General features: G+C 71.1%; 17 protein-coding genes. 8 read left to right on the top strand and 9 right to left on the bottom strand.

All coding sequences use genetic code 11. The features are described from left to right. Positions 1-2: 2 nt before the first annotated feature. Positions 3-1,181, top strand: coding sequence for an acyl-CoA dehydrogenase family protein (locus BLT23_RS31415; RefSeq protein ID WP_090055777.1), 1,179 nt, complete (start codon positions 3-5; stop codon positions 1,179-1,181). Here the strand turns inward: BLT23_RS31415 and BLT23_RS31410 are convergent. Genes BLT23_RS31410 through BLT23_RS31395 form a run of 4 tightly spaced genes read right to left on the bottom strand, consistent with a single transcriptional unit; the run spans position 1,178 to position 4,120 of the window. Further along, a complete protein-coding gene (locus BLT23_RS31410) occupies positions 1,178-2,206 on the bottom strand; it encodes an ABC transporter ATP-binding protein (RefSeq protein WP_090055774.1) in 1,029 nt (342 codons plus the stop codon). The two genes, BLT23_RS31415 and BLT23_RS31410, sit on opposite strands and share 4 nt — an antisense overlap. Then, the gene (gene modB / locus BLT23_RS31405) at positions 2,203-2,982 is read right to left on the bottom strand and encodes a molybdate ABC transporter permease subunit (protein WP_090055771.1); all 780 of its coding nucleotides are present in this window, start codon (positions 2,980-2,982) and stop codon (positions 2,203-2,205) included. Before modB ends, BLT23_RS31410 begins: the two co-directional genes overlap by 4 nt. Further along, positions 2,979-3,719, bottom strand: a complete 741-nt coding sequence (modA, locus tag BLT23_RS31400; RefSeq protein ID WP_090055768.1) for a molybdate ABC transporter substrate-binding protein — start codon at positions 3,717-3,719, stop codon at positions 2,979-2,981. Before modA ends, modB begins: the two co-directional genes overlap by 4 nt. Next, positions 3,716-4,120 (bottom strand): TOBE domain-containing protein, encoded by a 405-nt coding sequence (locus BLT23_RS31395; protein ID WP_090055765.1) that lies wholly within the window; start codon positions 4,118-4,120, stop codon positions 3,716-3,718. Before BLT23_RS31395 ends, modA begins: the two co-directional genes overlap by 4 nt. A 125-nt stretch (positions 4,121-4,245) precedes the next feature. Between BLT23_RS31395 and BLT23_RS41050 the strand changes: the two genes are divergently transcribed. Beyond that, entirely contained in the window at positions 4,246-4,401 is a 156-nt protein-coding gene (locus tag BLT23_RS41050) for a hypothetical protein (protein WP_176946999.1), read from the top strand. A gap of 2 nt (positions 4,402-4,403) precedes the next feature. Then, complete coding sequence (locus BLT23_RS31390; RefSeq protein ID WP_090056128.1) at positions 4,404-4,739, top strand: ArsR/SmtB family transcription factor; 336 nt, start codon at positions 4,404-4,406, stop codon at positions 4,737-4,739. Here the strand turns inward: BLT23_RS31390 and BLT23_RS31385 are convergent. After that, entirely contained in the window at positions 4,736-5,701 is a 966-nt protein-coding gene (locus tag BLT23_RS31385; RefSeq protein ID WP_281248922.1) for an aldo/keto reductase, read from the bottom strand. The two genes, BLT23_RS31390 and BLT23_RS31385, sit on opposite strands and share 4 nt — an antisense overlap. A 181-nt stretch (positions 5,702-5,882) precedes the next feature. Here BLT23_RS31385 and BLT23_RS31380 point away from each other — a divergent pair, with 181 nt between their 5' ends. Next, entirely contained in the window at positions 5,883-6,764 is an 882-nt protein-coding gene (locus tag BLT23_RS31380; RefSeq protein WP_090055762.1) for a polyprenyl synthetase family protein, read from the top strand. 7 nt (positions 6,765-6,771) lie between these two features. On the opposite strand, the gene BLT23_RS31375 is transcribed toward BLT23_RS31380, so the two are convergent. Next, the gene (locus BLT23_RS31375; protein ID WP_090055759.1) at positions 6,772-7,671 is read right to left on the bottom strand and encodes an NADP-dependent oxidoreductase; all 900 of its coding nucleotides are present in this window, start codon (positions 7,669-7,671) and stop codon (positions 6,772-6,774) included. A gap of 146 nt (positions 7,672-7,817) precedes the next feature. Here BLT23_RS31375 and BLT23_RS42120 point away from each other — a divergent pair, with 146 nt between their 5' ends. Together BLT23_RS42120 and icmF are read left to right on the top strand one after the other, a co-directional pair. Further along, on the top strand, positions 7,818-9,077 hold the full coding sequence (locus BLT23_RS42120; protein WP_090055756.1) for a helix-turn-helix transcriptional regulator: 1,260 nt from the start codon (positions 7,818-7,820) through the stop codon (positions 9,075-9,077). A gap of 207 nt (positions 9,078-9,284) precedes the next feature. Next, entirely contained in the window at positions 9,285-12,491 is a 3,207-nt protein-coding gene (gene icmF / locus BLT23_RS31365; protein WP_090055752.1) for a fused isobutyryl-CoA mutase/GTPase IcmF, read from the top strand. Positions 12,492-12,717: 226 nt separating this feature from the next. Here icmF and BLT23_RS31360 read toward each other — a convergent pair whose 3' ends face one another. Beyond that, positions 12,718-13,398, bottom strand: coding sequence for an MOSC domain-containing protein (locus tag BLT23_RS31360; protein WP_090056120.1), 681 nt, complete (start codon positions 13,396-13,398; stop codon positions 12,718-12,720). 5 nt (positions 13,399-13,403) lie between these two features. Beyond that, a complete protein-coding gene (locus BLT23_RS31355) occupies positions 13,404-13,838 on the bottom strand; it encodes a nuclear transport factor 2 family protein (RefSeq protein WP_090055748.1) in 435 nt (144 codons plus the stop codon). An 81-nt stretch (positions 13,839-13,919) separates the two neighbouring features. On the opposite strand from BLT23_RS31355, the gene BLT23_RS31350 reads away from it, so the two are divergent. Beyond that, positions 13,920-14,456 (top strand): CGNR zinc finger domain-containing protein, encoded by a 537-nt coding sequence (locus tag BLT23_RS31350; RefSeq protein WP_245744376.1) that lies wholly within the window; start codon positions 13,920-13,922, stop codon positions 14,454-14,456. Between the two features lie 108 nt (positions 14,457-14,564). Further along, positions 14,565-15,722: a hypothetical protein gene (locus BLT23_RS31345; protein WP_090055744.1), complete on the top strand. Its 1,158-nt coding sequence runs from the start codon at positions 14,565-14,567 to the stop codon at positions 15,720-15,722. Between the two features lie 15 nt (positions 15,723-15,737). On the opposite strand, the gene BLT23_RS31340 is transcribed toward BLT23_RS31345, so the two are convergent. Beyond that, on the bottom strand, positions 15,738-16,388 hold the full coding sequence (locus BLT23_RS31340) for a hypothetical protein (RefSeq protein WP_090055739.1): 651 nt from the start codon (positions 16,386-16,388) through the stop codon (positions 15,738-15,740). Positions 16,389-16,409: the final 21 nt, after the last annotated feature.

The raw sequence follows: 16,409 nt of genomic DNA, 5'->3' as shown, positions 1-16,409 counted from the left end.
GCATGACGCAGCTGACGGCCGACTTCTACGACTACGAGGCGTTGCTGGGCGACGAGGAGCGGAAGATCCTGCTCGGCGCCCGCGAGTTCCTGGCCGCGGAGGTCAGGCCGCTGGTCACCGAGTACTGGGACAGGGGCGAGTTCCCGCACGAGCTGATCGCGAAGTTCCGTGAGGCGGGCCTCACCGCGTTGTCGTACGAGGGCTACGGCGAGCACCACGGCGCCGTTAGCAACCTGCTCAGCGGCATGCTGGCGATGGAGATGAGCCGCACGGACGCGTCCGTCGCCACGTTCTTCGGCGTCCACAACGGGCTGGCGATGTACTCGATTTACTCGGGCGGCTCGCAGGAGCAGCGCGACCGCTGGCTGCCCGCGATGGCGGCGATGGACAAGATCGGCGCGTTCGCGATGACCGAACCGCTCGGCGGCTCGGACGTCGCGGGCGGCATGCGCACCACGGCCCGCCGCGAGGGCGACGAGTGGGTTCTCGACGGCGCGAAGAGGTGGATCGGCAACGCCACCTTCGCCGACTACGTCGTCGTGTGGGCCCGTGACGTCGAGGACGACCAGGTCAAGGGCTTCGTCGTCGAGAAGGGCGCGCCGGGCTTCGCCGCGGAGAAGATCGAGGGCAAGACCGGGCTCCGGATCGTCGAGAACGCCGAGATCACCCTGACCGGCGTGCGCGTACCGGAGGCGAACCGGCTGCAGGGCATCGAGTCGTTCCGCGACGTCGCGGAGATCCTGCGCGCCACCCGCGGCGGCGTCGCGTGGCAGGCGCTCGGCGTGATGGTCGGCGCCTACGAGATCGCACTCGCCTACACGCGGGAGCGCGAGCAGTTCGGCCGCCCGATCGCCGGGTTCCAGCTGGTGCAGGACAAGCTGGTGCGCTCGCTCGGCAACATCACCGCCTCCTGGGGCATGCTCGTGCAGCTGGCCCGGCTGCAGGACGCGGGAGTCTTCCAGGACGAGCACTCGTCGCTCGCGAAGGCGTTCGTCACGTCCCGGATGCGCGAGGTCGTCGCCTGGTCGCGCGAGATCGTCGGCGGCAACGGCATCGTGCTCGGCTACGACGTGGCCCGGTTCTTCGCCGACGCCGAGGCGATCTACTCGTTCGAGGGCACATACGAGATGAACACGCTGATCGTCGGCAAGGCGATCACCGGGGAGAGCGCGTTCGTCTAGCGCGGATAGGTGTGGATCTCCGTCGCCTTCAGCGACGCCCACAGCTCGTCGCCGGGCTGCAACCGGAGTTCGGCTACGGTCGCGGTCGTGACGTCGGCCAGCACGGCGGGGGAGCCGTCGAGGTCGACGCGGGTCGTGTGGGCGTGCTGCTCGATGCCGGACACGGTCACCGGCCACGTGTTGCGCGGGCTTCCGGCGGGTTTCTCCTGGTAGAGGCTGACGGCTGACGGCGGGAACACCACGTGCACCGGGCCGTCCGCCGGCTCCGCGACGGTGAGGGTGCCGCCGTCGTCGAGCCGCACCTCGGTGCTGTGGGCCGTGCCGCGGTAGAAGTTCAGGCCGACGAGGTGGGCGACGTAGTCGGTGCGCGGCTGCCGGACGACCTCACGTGGCGCGCCCTCCTGCACGGCCCGGCCGCCCTCCAGGATGACGATGCGGTCGGCGAGCACCATCGCGTCCAACGGATCGTGCGTCACCAGCAGCGTGTGTCCCTCGTACGTCCGCAGATGCCTGGCCAGTTCCGAACGGACGCGCAGCCGGGTGCTCGCGTCCAGCGCCGCCAGCGGTTCGTCCAGCAGAAGCAGCTCCGGTGACGTGGCGAGCGCACGGGCGAGCGCGACGCGTTGCGCCTGGCCGCCCGAGAGCGTGCGGGGCTTGGCTTTCGCGAAGTCCTCCAGCCCGACCTGCCGCAGGTGGTCGAGCGCGCGGGCGTTGGCCTCGGCCTTGCGGGTGCCGCGGGCGCGCGGCCCGAACGCGACGTTGTCGAGCACGCTCATGTGCGCGAACAGCAGGTAGTCCTGGAACACCACGCCGACCGGCCGCCTCTCGGCGGGCAGACCGTCCCACGCGGACCCGTCGCAGGTGACCCGGCCGCCCGGGGTCAGTCCGGCGAGGGCGCGCAACGCGGTGGTCTTGCCCGCGCCGTTCGGGCCGAGCAGCGCCACGACCTCGCCGCGTTCGACGCCGAGGTCCACGCCGAGGTCGAAGCCGCCGCGCCGGACGCGCAGCTCCGCGTGCAGCGTCATGCGCGGATCCACCTGTCGCGCAGGCCCGCCAGCACCGCCACCGAGACCAGCAGCAGCACGACGCTGAGCACGATCGCGGCGTCCGGGTCGGTCTCCAGCGCCAGGTAGACGGCGAGCGGCATGGTCGTCGTCGTGCCGGGGAAGTTGCCCGCGAAGGTGATCGTCGCGCCGAACTCGCCGAGCGCGCGGGCCCAGCACAGCACGGTGCCCGCCACCACTCCCGGCAGGACACCGGGCAGCGTCACCCGCCGGAACGTCAGCCAGCGCGACGCCCCGAGCGTGGCGGCGGCCTCCTCGTAACGCCGGTCGGCGGCCCTGAGCGCACCCTCGACCGAGATGACCAGGAACGGCATGGCGACGAACGCCTCCGCGACCACGACCCCCGCCGTGGTGAACGGCAGCGAGACGCCGAACCACGCGTCGAGGTGCTGACCGACGAGCCCGCGCCGTCCCAGCACCAGCAGCAACGCCACGCCGCCCACCACCGGGGGCAGCACCAGCGGCACCGTGACCAGCGCCCGCACCACCCCCGTCCCCGGCAGGTCGCCGCGCGCCAGCAGCCACGCGAGCGGCACGCCGAGCACCAGGCACACGACCGTGGCGAGCGACGCGCAGACCAGCGACAGCTTCAGCGCCTCCCCGACCTCGGCGCTGACCAGCTGGGACGGCAGGGTCGTCCAGGGCGCCTCGACCAGGAGTCCGATCAACGGCACGAGCAGGAACGCGAGCCCGGCCAGCGCGGGCAGGACCAGGACGACGGGCAGCCGTTGCCTCACGGCGCCGCGAACCCGGCGGCCGTGAGCACCTCGCGTCCCTCGGCCGACAGCACGAAGCCGACGAACGCCCGTGCCGTGGCTGGGTTCGGGGCCTTGGCGACGGTCGCGATCGGGTAGTCGTTGACCACCTGGCCGGCCTCGGCGAAGTCGAGCCCGTCCACCTTGTCGTTGGCGCGCACGTCGGTGCGGTAGACGAGCGCCGCGTCGACCTCGCCGAGCGCCACCTTCGTCAGCGCGGCCTTCACGTCCTGCTCCAGCGTGTCCGGTGCGGCCGTGACGTTCGCGGCCTCGAAGACCTTCTTCGCCGCCGCCCCGCACGGCACCTGCTCCGCGCACAACGCGATCTTCAGGTCCGCCTTGGCGAAGTCACCCAGGCCGGTGATCCCGGCCGGGTTCCCCTTCGGGACGGCGATCTGCAGAGTGTTCCTCGCGAACGTCACGGGCGTCTCCGTGACCGCCCCGGTGTCCGTCACCTGCTTCATGTTCGCGGGAGCGGCGGACGCGAACACGTCGGCGGGCGCGCCCTGGTTGATCTGCTGTGCGAGCGCGGAGCTTCCGGCGAAGTTGAACCGCACTTTCGCGCCGGGGTGCGCGGCCTCGAACCGTTCGCCCAGCTCCGTGAACGACCCGGTGAGCGACGCCGCCGCGAACACGGTGATCTCGCCGCCGCCGGTGGTCGCGGCCGGGGTGGCCCCGCACCCCGCGAGCAGCAGAGCCAGCGCGAGGACCCGTCTCACCGCAGGGCCTCCGGGATCTCCACGACGACGTGGGTGGACTTGATGGACGCCACGGCGATGCTGCCCACCTCGAGTCCCAGCTCGTCCGCGGACTCCCTGCTCATCAGCGACGTGATGCGGAACGGCCCCGCCTGCATGTCGACCTGGGCCATGACGCCGTCCTTGAGGACGCGCGTGACGATGCCCCGCATCCGGTTGCGCGCGGAGGCCGCGACCGTGACCCCCGGCTCGCCGGCCTCGGTCAGCGACTGGGCGAACGTCGCCAGCTCCGTCCCGCTGACGCCCTTGCGGCCGTTGCCGAGCGTCACCGACCCGAGGCGGCCCTGGTCGATCCACCGCCGCACGGTGTCGTCGCTGACCCCGAGCAGCGCGGCGGCCTCGCTGATCCGCAGATTCGGCACGATCGCGAGTGTAAGTCCGCTTCTGCGCCGTTTTCAACGCTCGGAAGTGGCTTCTGCGGCGACGGGTGCGGCGCGGTGTAGCCTGGTGAGTTGAAGACTTCTTCAATTCGACAGGGCGTGATGCCGTGAACGAGTTCCGGGACAACCTCCTCGCCCGCATCGAGCAGGCCGAACAGGCCGTGCGCGAGGCGGGGGAGCGCCAGGACGCCTACGCCGCCGAGGTGCACGGCGCCGACCTGGCCAACCTGCGCAGGCTCGCCGCCGAACACGGGGTGAAGTGACCGTGCCGGTTCCGCTGTACCAGGCCAAGGCCGAGTTCTTCCGCATGCTCGGGCACCCCGTGCGCATCCGGGTGCTGGAGCTGCTGCAGGACGGGCCGAAGGCGGTGCGCGAGCTGCTCGCCGAGATCGACGTCGAGGCGTCCAACCTCTCCGCCCAGCTCGCCGTGCTGCGCAGGTCGGGGATAGTGACGGCCACCCGCGAGGGGTCGACGGTGGTCTACTCCCTCGCGGGCGCCGACGTGGCAGAGCTGCTCAGAGCCGCCAGACGCATACTGAGCGAGCTGCTGGTGGGCCAGAACGAGCTGCTCGCCGAGCTTCAGAAGGACCCCGTGCGCTAGACGTGCCCGGCGATGCGGTGCGGTGCGTAGGCCGACTCCAGCGACCGCACCTCGTCCTCGGTGAGCTCGAACTCCAGCGCCGCCACCGCGTCGCCGAGCTGCGCGGGCTTGGTCACGCCGATGATCGGCGCCGTGACGACGGGGTTGCGCAGCAGCCACGCCAGCGCCACCTGCGCCCGTGACACCCCGCGGGCGGAGGCGACCTCGGCCACCTTCTCCACGATCGCGCGGTCCGACTCCACGTACAGGGTGGAGCCGAACTCGTCGGTCTCGGTGCGGGCGGTCGTGGCGTCCCAGTCGCGGACCAGCCGGCCCCTGGCCAGCGGGCTCCACGGGATCACGGCGATGCCCTGGTCCGCGCACAGCGGCAGCATCTCGCGCTCCTCCTCGCGGTAGAGGAGGTTGTAGTGGTTCTGCATCGACACGAACCGCGTCCAGCCGTTGGCGCGCTGGGTGAACAACGCCTTCGCGAACTGCCACGCGTACATCGAGGACGCGCCGATGTAGCGCGCCTTGCCGGACTTCACGACGTCGTGCAGCGCTTCGAGCGTCTCCTCCAGCGGCACGGGCGGGTCGAACCGGTGGATCTGGTACAGGTCCACGTAGTCGGTGCCCAGGCGGCGCAGCGAGTTGTCGATCTCGGCGAAGATCGCCTTGCGGGACAGGCCCGAGCCGTTCGCGCCCTCCCGCATCCGGCCGTGCACCTTGGTGGCGAGCACGACGTCCTCGCGGCGCGCGAAGTCGTTCAGTGCACGGCCGGTGATCTCCTCGGACGACCCGTTCGAGTACACGTTCGCGGTGTCGAAGAAGTTGATCCCGGCGTCGAGCGCGGCCTTGATGAACGGCCGGGACTCCTCCTCCGGCAACGACCACGAGTGGTTGCCCCTGGCCGGGTCTCCGTAGCTCATCATGCCGAGGCAGATCTCGGACACGTCCATGCCGGCGAGCTTGGTGTAGCGCACGGTCAGTCCCCTCAGGAGAAGCGATGATCACGTTCGGGTGATGGTGACGACAACCCGTTCAACATCAACCTAGTCCCGCTCCCCGGATCGTGCCTGGTTTCGACACGACAGTGGCAATCGCGCCCGTGGCGCTGACCAGCGGGTTTAGCGTCGTGCCCTCGGTGTCTGGAGAGGAACGCGCATGACGATCGTCGAGCTGGCCGCGTCACCGGCGGACGTGCCGCGGCGGGTACGCGAGGCGGTCGAGCCGCCGCTGCGGGCCGCGGTGGCCGGACTGCCCGGCGAGACCCGCGAGGTCGTCGAGCTCGGCCTGCGGTCGCGGGACTTCTCGACGGCCGCGCTCACGGTGCTGTCCGCGGAGGCCGTCGGCGACGCGGACGTGACGGCTCTCGCCGTCGCCATGGAGCTCACCGCGCTGCACGAACAGCTGCACGCCGACCTCATGAACCCGGCCGCGACCGGTGGCCCGCGGTCGGAGTTCGGCTACGACCGGGTCGTGACGGCCGCGGACACGGTGCTGTGCATGGCTTTCGCGCGGGTCACGGCGGCGGAGGCGATGGCGTTGAACGGCACGCTGATGTCCGTTGTGGACGGATACGTCCAAGAGCTGGAGATGGCCGACCGCGCCGACGTCGACCTGTCCGAGCACCTCGGGGTGGCGGCCGCGAAGCACAGCTCGCTGACGGCGCTGGCCTGCGAGCTGGGCGCGCTGGCCACCGGCGCGAGCCGGCGCCAGGCGGACCACCTGCGGGAGTTCGGCGACGACGTCGGCCTGGCGCGCAGGCACGTGGACGACGTGCTGTCCCTGCCGGTGGACCTGGCGCGCCACCGCCGCAGCCTTCCCGTGGTGGCCGTGCTCGCGGCCGGGGGCGACCCGCGCACGCAGGCGGAGGAGGGCAGGAGGTGGTCGTTGCAGCAGGCGGAGCTGCTGCTCGCCCGCGCCCTCGACCACCTGCACCAGGCGGCCACGGGCGAGGTGGACGAGCTGGCCGGGCTCGCCCACGCCGTGACGATCGCCCGGTGCGCCCCCGTCGTGCCCGTCCAGCCGACCGTCGTCCTCTGACCGGCCGCTACGGCCGCAGCAGGATCTTCCCGCCGGCGTGACCGGTCGCGCTCAGCTCCTGCGCCTTCGCGGCGTCGGCCAGCGCGAACGTCCCCGCGATCCGCACGGTGATCCCGCCCTCGGCGGCGAGCCGCGCGTACTCGCCGAGCCGGTCGCCGAACGGCGCGCCGTCACCGGAGAACGTGACGCCCAGCTCGAAGGCCGCCGGGTCGGCGATCGTGACGATCCGGTCGGTGCCGCCGCGCAGCTCGATCGACATCGGCAGGTCGCCCTGCCCGGCTGCGTCATAGACGGCGTCGACGCCCTGCGGCGCGGCGGCGCGGACCCGGTCGGCGAGACCGTCGCCGTAGACGACCGGGATCGCGCCCAGCGACCGCAGGAAGTCGTGGTTGCCGGGCGAGGCCGTGCCGACGACCGTCGCACCCCTGGCCACCGCGAGCTGGACGCCGACCGCGCCGACCACGCCCGCGGCGCCGTGCAGCAGCAGCGTGTCGCCCTCCCCGACGCCGAGGGCGTCGAGCACGCGCACCGACGTCTCGACGGCCGTGGGCAACGCCGCGGCGAGGTCCCAGTCCAGGCCGGGCGGCTTCGGCGCGAAGTCGGTGGACAGTGCGAACTCGGCGTACGCGCCGGTGGCGGTCCAGCCCAGGACCTCGTCGCCCGCCGCGACCCCGGTCACGCCCTCGCCGACCTCGTCGACGACCCCGGCGGCCTCCAGGCCGGGCACCACCGGGAACGGCGGCGCCATGTCCGGCATCCACCCGTTGCGGATCTTGTGGTCGAGCGGGTTGACCCCCGCCGCCACGACCCGCAGCCGCACCTGACCCGGTCCGGCGTGCGGCTCCTCGACCTCACCGAACCGCAGGACCTCGGGGCCGCCGAACTCGGTGTAGGTGATCGCCTTCATGTCTCGCTCCAGTGCTCGTGTGTCCGGCTGATGACCGTCCGTCGATCTTGATGGCCGGGGTGCGGCACCTGAGCCAGCCGTTCGGCCAGTTCCCGCTGTCCGGAAGACCAGCGTCCACCCGGTCGAGCGGAACTACCCTCGAAGTCATGGAGCTGAAGACGGCCGTCGAGGTGTTGCGGGCGCCCATGGGGGAGACGTTGCCGAGGCTGTCCGCGGCGTTCGCCGGCAGCATCCCCCACCAGGCGGTCGCGGAGCTGTCCAACTGCACGTTCGCGCCCTTCAAGTTCCGCGGCGACCCCCGCGGGCTGCGGCTCACGATGGCCGACCTCGCCACCCTGCGGGAGTCGGTGCCCGCGAGCGGCACCTGGCAGGGACGGGCCGTTGTGGCGGATGTGGAGCTGCCCCTCGTCGTACTGACGAGTGACGTTCCCGAGACGACCTCGATGCTGGTGTTCATCCGCACCGACGACACACCCGTGCCGCAGGAGGTCCTGTCGGACGCCCACACGCTGTGGGACCTGGTCACCGCGCACCTCGAAGGTCTGCGCAACGAGGCCGTGCCCGCCACGCTCGCGGTGTCCAGGGCCGCCGCGGCGGCCCGCGCCATGACCATCTCCGACCTCGGCGACGCCTACGGCACCGCACTGACGGCGCTGCTCGGCGTGCTGCGCGACCGTTCGCTGGACGACGCACCCGCCCGCACCCGCGCCGTGGAGCTGGCCGTCACCGCCCTGACCGAGCTGCGCTCCCGTGCCGAACTGGTCAGCGCTCTGACCGAGGAACGCGTCGGCGACGCCTTCGCCCGCCTCACCGAGTCGTTGTGCCGGGTCCTGCGAGGCCGCGGCGTGCGCCTCGACGTGGGCCCGCCCGGCGCGGAAGAGGGAGCGGACCGCGTGGTCCCCGCCGAGGTGCTGGCGACCGCCGGAGCCGTGGTCCGCTCCGCCGTGCACGCGATGCTCGACGACCAGCGCGACGTGGGCCGCGTCCACGTCACCTGGCGGGTCGTCGGCGCGGTCCTGAAGGCCACCGTGCGCGACGACGGTCCCGGCACCCTGTCGTGCGGCAGCCTCGACCGCCGCCACGCCGCGGAACGCCTGGGCCCGCTCGGCGGCAAGGCGGAGGTCGACGCCGTCCCCGGCTGGGGCACGACCGTGGTCATCGAGGTGCCGCTGGGCCCGCCGGAGAACCCGCGCGAGGACCCGCTGACCGTGCTCGGCGCCCGCGAGCTGGAGGTGCTGGGCCAGCTCGCCCGCGGCAGGCGCAACCGCGACATCGCGGTGGACCTGCACATCAGCGAGTCCACGGTGAAGTTCCACGTCGCGAAGATCCTGGAGAAGCTGGGCGTCGCCTCGCGCGGTGAGGCCGCGGCGATCGCACACGAGTGGGGTGCCGCCGCGACCCGCTAGGCGGTTCGGTTCGGCCGCGCCGATTCGCCGCGCCGCCTTTGCCCGCCGTGTGGCCTTGCCCGCAGCGCCTCTCGCGGCTGAGAGCCGCCGTCGACCGGAACTCCACCCGTCCGCCCGAAGCTCGACCCCCGACCGTCTTCCTGCTCGATCCAGAGACCTGGACCACCCTCGGTTGCACGTCCAATAGTAGGAAGTCAAACTATTCTCATGGCGATCCCACTGCACAAGCCGGCGAACCCGGTGCGGTTCGTGACCGCGTCCAGCCTGTTCGACGGCCACGACGCGGCGATCAACATCATGCGGCGGATCCTGCAGTCGCAGGGCGCGGAGGTCATCCACCTCGGCCACAACAGGTCGGTGGCGGAGGTCGTGGACGCCGCGATCCAGGAGGACGTGCAGGGCGTCGCCATCAGCGCCTACCAGGGCGGGCACGTCGAGTACTTCTCGTACCTCGTGGAGCTGCTGAACGAGCGCGGCGCGGGGCACATCCGCGTCTACGGCGGCGGTGGCGGCGTCATCGTGCCGGAGGAGATCGAGCTGCTGCACTCGCGCGGCGTCGCGCGGATCTTCTCGCCGCAGGACGGGCAGTCGCTCGGGCTCGCCAGGATGATCAACCTGATGATCGAGGAGTGCGACCACGCGCTCACCGAGCCGTTCAGCCAGGACGCGCTGCTGACGGGGTCCGACGAGGCCCTGGCGCGCGCGATCACGCACATCGAGGCCGGCACGGCCGAGCCGCTGACGTCCACCCGCAAGGTGCCGGTCCTGGGCATCACGGGCACCGGCGGGTCCGGCAAGTCGTCGCTCACCGACGAGCTGGTGCGCCGGTTCCGGCTCGACCAGCAGGACAAGCTGCGCATCGCCGTGCTCGCCGTCGACCCGACGCGCCGCCGTGGTGGTGGAGCGCTGCTGGGCGACCGCATCCGCATGAACTGCCTCGACGGCGACCGCGTGTTCTTCCGCTCGCTGGCCACGCGCCGTGCGGGCAGCGAGATCCCGGACGGGCTGGAGCAGGCCATCGTGGCGTGCAAGGCGTCCGGTGCGGACCTGGTCATCGTCGAGACGCCGGGTATCGGTCAGGGAGACGCGGCCATCGTGCCGTTCGTCGACTTCTCGCTGTACGTGATGACGCCGGAGTTCGGTGCCGCGTCGCAGCTGGAGAAGATCGACATGCTCGACTTCGCCGACGCCGTCGCCATCAACAAGTTCGAGCGCCGCGGCGCCGAGGACGCCCGCCGGGACGTGGCGCGGCAGATGGTGCGCAACCGCGAGGCGTTCGGCGCCAAATGGGAGGACATGCCGGTCTTCGGCACGTCCGCCGCGACGTTCAACGACGACGGAGTCACCGCGCTCTACCAGTTCCTGCGCGACGGCCTCGTGGAGCACGGCCTGTCCGTGGAGGAGGGCGCGCTCGCGCCGGTCAGCGGCAAGACGTCCACGTCGGCGTCGACGGTCGTGCCCGCCTCCCGTGCCCGCTACCTGAGCGACATCTCCGACACGATCCGCGACTACCACCGCAAGACCGAGGAACAGGTCGCGGCGGTCCGCGCGCACACCCAGCTCACCGCCGCCCAGAAGGCGCTGGAAGCCGCCGGCCGCACGACGGCCGACATCGCGGAGCTGGCCGGTGAGGCGGAGCGCAAGGTCGAGCGCGACACCGCGGAGCTGCTGACCGGCTGGGAGACCGTCCGCGAGCAGTACTCGGGCGACGAGCTCGTGTTCAAGGTGCGGGACAAGGAGATCCACACCCGCTTGACGCGGGAGACGTTGTCCGGCAACCAGGTCCGCCGGGTCAGCCTGCCCCGCTACGACGACGAGGGCTCGCTGCTGCGCTTCCTGCGCAAGGAGAACCTGCCGGGCTACTTCCCGTTCACCGCCGGCGTCTTCCCGTTCAAGCGCGAGGGCGAGGACCCGGCCCGCATGTTCGCGGGCGAGGGCGACGCGTTCCGCACGAACCGCCGCTTCAAGTACCTGTCGAAGGGCAGCCCGGCCACCCGCCTGTCGACGGCGTTCGACTCGGTGACGCTCTACGGCCGCGACCCCGACACCCCGCCGGACGTCTACGGCAAGATCGGCACGTCCGGTGTCTCGATCGCGTCGCTCGACGACATGAAGGCGCTGTACGACGGCTTCGACCTGGTCGCGCCGACCACGTCGGTCTCGATGACGATCAACGGCCCGGCGCCGACGATCCTCGCGTACTTCCTCAACACCGTGATCGACCAGCAGGTCGAGAAGTTCCGCTCCGAGCACGACCGCGAGCCGTCGGCGGAGGAGTACCAGCAGCTGCGGGCGTTCGCGCTGGCCAGCGTGCGCGGCACGGTGCAGGCCGACATCCTCAAGGAGGACCAGGGCCAGAACACCTGCATCTTCTCCACGGAGTTCTCGCTGCGCATGATGGCGGACATCCAGGAGTGGTTCATCCAGCAGCAGGTCCGCAACTTCTACTCGGTGTCGATCTCGGGCTACCACATCGCCGAGGCCGGGGCGAACCCCATTAGCCAGCTCGCCTTCACGCTCGCCAACGGCTTCACCTACGTGGAGTCGTACCTGGCGCGCGGCATGCACATCGACGACTTCGCGCCGAACCTGTCGTTCTTCTTCTCCAACGGCATGGACGCCGAGTACAGCGTCATCGGCCGCGTGGCCCGGCGGATCTGGGCCGTGGCCATGCGCGACCGTTACGGCGCTTCGGAGCGTTCGCAGAAGTTCAAGTACCACGTGCAGACGTCCGGCCGTTCGCTGCACGCGCAGGAGATGGACTTCAACGACATCCGCACCACCCTCCAGGCGTTGTGCGCGCTGTACGACAACTGCAACTCCTTGCACACCAACGCCTACGACGAGGCGATCACCACTCCGACGGAGTCGTCCGTCCGCCGTGCGATGGCCATCCAGATGATCATCAACAAGGAGTGGGGCCTGTCGGCGAACGAGAACCCGTTGCAGGGCTCGTTCGTCATCGACGAGCTGACCGACCTCGTCGAGGAGGCGGTCCTGATGGAGTTCGACCGCATCTCCGAACGCGGCGGCGTGCTGGGCGCGATGGAGACCGGCTACCAGCGCGGCCGCATCCAGGACGAGTCGATGCTCTACGAGCAGCGCAAGCACGACGGCTCGCTGCCGTTGGTGGGAGTCAACACCTTCCTGCCGGAGGGCGGTGAGCGCGAGGTCGTGAAGATCGAGCTCGCCCGCGCCACAGAGGAGGAGAAGGAGTCGCAGGTCCAGCGCACGCGCGCGTTCCAGGCCGCGCACCGCGACGAGGCCCAGAAGGCTCTCGCCCGCCTGCGCGAGGTCGCGCAGACGAACGAGAACGTGTTCGCGGTGCTGATGGACGCGGCCCGCGTGTGCACTCTCGGCCAGATCACCGAGGCGTTCTTCGAGGTCGGCGGTCAGTACCGGCGCAACATCTGAGCACTGCGCCGGACGTGCTGTCCCTTCTGCCGCCACGCACCCGACCGTGTGTCATCCATACAGCGGCCCCGCCTCCTCTGCGTGACGTGGCTTTAGGACGCGGGGGCCCCGCGTCCTATGGGAGGGAACGTAGGGCCCCCGCGTACCCGGCGGGAAACACGAAAGAGAGTCGCGAGCGGGCGGGTCGTTACGGACAGCACTTCTCGAGGCGCGGCTTGGACGAGGCTTAGACGGCGTAGGGCCGGCCGACGACCCACCCGCCGACGCGGCCGGGCAGCTCGTCGGTCGGCACCACCTCGACCGGGTCGCCCACGCGGACGAGGCCGGGCCGCACGACCCAGCTGTCCAGGCACAGCACGCCGCCGAACTCGCGCCGGATGCGCCGGTGCACGTCGAGGTCCTGTGCGCCGGTGTCGGGGTCGATCGTCGTCACCACGCACCGGGCCCGCTGCTGGAACATGCCGATCACCACGTCGCCGATCACCAGCGCGTGGCCGGGCCACCCCTGCTCGGCACCGGCCTCGACGCCGCCGATCAGGATGTTGGGCCGCAGCCGCCGCACCTCGACTCCGGCCGCCGCCACCTGGCCGTCCGTCGCCACCAGCACGTTGAGCACGTCGAACCGCTCCGGTCCGGTGTAGCGGGTCAGCCTGCCGCCGAACGGCAGCACCTTCTCGTGCGCTTGCCAGCTGTCCCAGGGATGTCCGTCCACGAGCGGGCCGTCGGGACCGGTGCTCGTGGGAATCGTGAGCAGGCCGTACCTCGTGCGCCCGGTCAGGACGCCACGAGGCCCCTGCACGTGCACCAGCCGGTCGCCCGCCACGCCGTCGGAGGTGAACTCGGCCTCCTGGAGGGGTTCGCCGCCCAGCGATTTCACCGGGTAACGCCACAACGCTTCCACGTGCATCGCGGTCACTCCGCCGGGATCTCGTAGGTCGACGAGGGGTCGATCCGCCTGTCCTCGGCGGCGATGCGCACGTCGTTGATGCTCGCCTCGCGCCGCGACATCAGGCCGGATGGCGCGAACTCCCAGTTCTCGTTGCCGTAGCTGCGCCACCACCGGCCCTCGTCGTCGTGCCACTCGTACTGGAAGCGCACGGCGATGCGGTTGCCGCCGAAGGCCCACAGCGACTTGCGCAGCACGTACTCGTGCTCGCGCTCCCACTTGCGGGTCAGGAACGCGACGATCTCGTCCGTGCCGCGCACGAACTCCGACCTGTTGCGCCACACCGAGTCCGGCGTGTAAGCCCCGGCGACGCGCTGCGGGTCGCGGGTGTTCCAGGCGTCCTGGGCCGCTTGGACCTTCAGGCGGGCGGTCTCGGCGTCGAACGGGGGTACGAGTGCCACGGTGGTCCTTCCAACGGTTGAGAGACCCTGCAAACGTTAGAATGAGAACCTAATGGATGCAAGTGTGTGTTACCGTTAGACGTGCTGACGCCCGACGAGCCGCGCCCGGTCCTGCTGATGAACACCATCTGGGCCAGCAGGTCGCGGCTGCACGACGACCTGACCGCGGTCGCCGGGCTCCGCGACTTCCTCGGCGTGCCGGTGGACGAGGACGACCTGGTGGCGTTCCGTGCGTTGCGACAGGCGTTGCGCGACCTCGCCGGTGTGCTCACCGAGGACACGCGTGCGATCGCGCAGGACCGCGACCTCGGCCGTGCTGTGGCTGAGGTCAACCGTGCGGCGAAGAGCGCCCGGCGATGGCCGCAGCTGACGGTCGAGTCCGGGAAGCTGTTGCAGCACAACGAAAGTGAAGGTTCTCCTGCGGACCGGGAGCGCGCGTCGATCGCGGCGGAGGCCATCGCGCTGTTCACCGGTGAGGACCGCGTCCTGTTGCGCGCCTGCCACGCGCCGGGCTGCGTGCTGTACTTCGTGAAGGACCATCCACGCCGCGAGTGGTGTTCACCCTCGTGCGGCAACAGGGTTCGCGCGGCACGCCACTACCGGCGCAATCGGGAGTGATTTCCCTGGTCCGAACGGGTTTTCCTGATCGCAGGGCCTACACATGAGCCGCCACCGTTCCGATACCCCTGGGACAGAGGCGCATTGTTTGTGTGGTGGTGATCCGCGATGTCCCGAGAATCCGTGCCAGGCCACGACATCAGCTATCACCTCGTCTGTTTCGACGAGACCGGTAACGAGCGGGGGCGCGAAAGCGCGGACGTCCTGTACGACGCCCGCCGCGGCGTCACCGACGTGTTCTTCTTCATCCACGGGTGGAACGGCGACGTGCCTGCCGCCCGGCACCAGTACGGGCAGTGGGTCGCGACGATGGCCGGCTGCCGTGCCGAACGTGAGGCCGCGCACCGGCTTCCCGGCGGTTTCAAGGCTTTGCTCGTAGGGCTGCACTGGCCGTCGAAGGCGTGGGGCGACGAGGACGTGCGGTCGGACGAGTTCATCAAGGCGCAGGCCGCGCGGCTCGGCGGCGGTGCCGGGCGCACGGCCGCGGTGCGCGCGATCGTCGAGGCGGCGCGCGACCACCCGTGCCGGATGTCCGCCACCGTCAAACAGGCTTACGAGTACCTGGAAGGCTCGGTTCCCGACCTGCCGGGTGAGGACGGGATGCCGTTCGACCCCGAGCAGCTCTACCGCGCCTGCCTGGAGGACCCGGCACTGGGCGGCATCCTGTCCCCGTTGCGGATCCTGACGTTCTGGAAGATGAAGCGGCGCGCGAGGGTGTTCGGCGAGAGCGGTGCCGCGCGCATCGCGAGGGAGGTCGCCCAGGTCGCTCCCGCCGCCCGCATCCACCTGATGGGTCACAGCTTCGGCTGCATCACCGCGACCGCGATGGCGATCGTGGTGCCGGCCGCGACGCTGACCCTGGTGCAGGGCGCCATGTCGCTGTGGTCGTTCGCGGAACGGCTTCCCGATGAGCCGGGTTCCGGTCACTTCCGCGGCGTGCTCGGCCGGGTGCCGGGCCCGATCATCGTGACGACGTCGTCGCACGACCACGCGATCGGCCGGTTCTACCCGCTGGCCGCGCGGTGGGGGCGTCAGGTCGACCTGGACTCCTACCCGAAGTACGGCGGCCTCGGCTCGCACGGCGTGCAGGGCACCTACGCGCACGGCCACCGGATCGGCTCACCCGGTGAGCTGCGCAGGGGACAGGTGCACAACGTCGACTGCTCGTCGGTGATCCGCCGCATCGACGGGATCGCGGGCGCGCACAACGACATCTGCCACCCGGAGCTCGCGAGGCTGCTGTGGAGGGCGGTGTTGTCGCACTGACGGTCCACTGTGGAGCTACCCGGTCCGCAGCCGCAGCACCAGCTGCGGCACCAGCGTGCTGCCCAGGTACGGGCGCAGGTCCGCGCGCAGAGCCGGCAGGCTCACCCGGCCCAGCTCGGGAGTGACGCGGATGCCCGCCGTGCCCGCGGTGAGCACGACGCGCTGCATGGCCTGTCCCGCGCGGATCTCCGCGGCGGAGCCCTGGTTGAACGTGCAGAGCACGAGCTCGACGCTGCTCCGCACGTGCATCCACGCACGTTCGACCTCGGCCGCGCGCGCCAGCAGGCCGCGCCACGACGCCGGTCCGGGGAACGCGGGCCACGTCCGGCGGTGGGTGCGCAACGCGTGCAGCAACGCCAGCACGTCCGGGCCGGGCTCCTGGTGACCGCCCAGCCGCACGGCCGCGGCGGCTCCCGCCGCGCTCTGGCCCGGCAGCAGCGTCACGAGTGGACGGATTCCGTGTCCCTGCAACGCCAGCCGCACGTTCAGCAGCGCGACACCGCAGGCGATCCGGGTGTCCCTGGTGTGCGGGGTGGTGGTGTGCAGCTCGATCTGCTCGGGCCGCACCTCGAACCGGACGGCGGGAGCCGCCGTCCTCGCGAGCGCCAGGACACCGCGCACGGCCTCGCCCGCGAGTCCGAGCGATCCGGGCACGGCGATCGTCATGGACCCACTGTGCGTCGCTCT

It is taken from the genome of Lentzea fradiae, from assembly GCF_900100955.1.
Lineage (GTDB): Bacteria > Actinomycetota > Actinomycetes > Mycobacteriales > Pseudonocardiaceae > Lentzea > Lentzea fradiae.
The sequence above is the reverse complement of the archived record's forward strand: the minus strand, read 5'-3'. Positions and strand labels throughout refer to the sequence as shown.

Excerpts from the sequence above, each read along its gene's own strand:
- BLT23_RS31415 (WP_090055777.1), top strand. The coding sequence starts at position 3 with ATGACGCAGCTGACGGCCGACTTCTACGACTACGAGGCGTTGCTGGGC.
- BLT23_RS31410 (WP_090055774.1), bottom strand. The coding sequence starts at position 2,206 with ATGACGCTGCACGCGGAGCTGCGCGTCCGGCGCGGCGGCTTCGACCTC.
- BLT23_RS31380 (WP_090055762.1), top strand. The coding sequence starts at position 5,883 with ATGACGATCGTCGAGCTGGCCGCGTCACCGGCGGACGTGCCGCGGCGG.
- BLT23_RS31375 (WP_090055759.1), bottom strand. The coding sequence starts at position 7,671 with ATGAAGGCGATCACCTACACCGAGTTCGGCGGCCCCGAGGTCCTGCGG.
- BLT23_RS42120 (WP_090055756.1), top strand. The coding sequence starts at position 7,818 with ATGGAGCTGAAGACGGCCGTCGAGGTGTTGCGGGCGCCCATGGGGGAG.
- icmF (WP_090055752.1), top strand. The coding sequence starts at position 9,285 with ATGGCGATCCCACTGCACAAGCCGGCGAACCCGGTGCGGTTCGTGACC.
- BLT23_RS31360 (WP_090056120.1), bottom strand. The coding sequence starts at position 13,398 with ATGCACGTGGAAGCGTTGTGGCGTTACCCGGTGAAATCGCTGGGCGGC.
- BLT23_RS31345 (WP_090055744.1), top strand. The coding sequence starts at position 14,565 with ATGTCCCGAGAATCCGTGCCAGGCCACGACATCAGCTATCACCTCGTC.
- BLT23_RS31340 (WP_090055739.1), bottom strand. The coding sequence starts at position 16,388 with ATGACGATCGCCGTGCCCGGATCGCTCGGACTCGCGGGCGAGGCCGTG.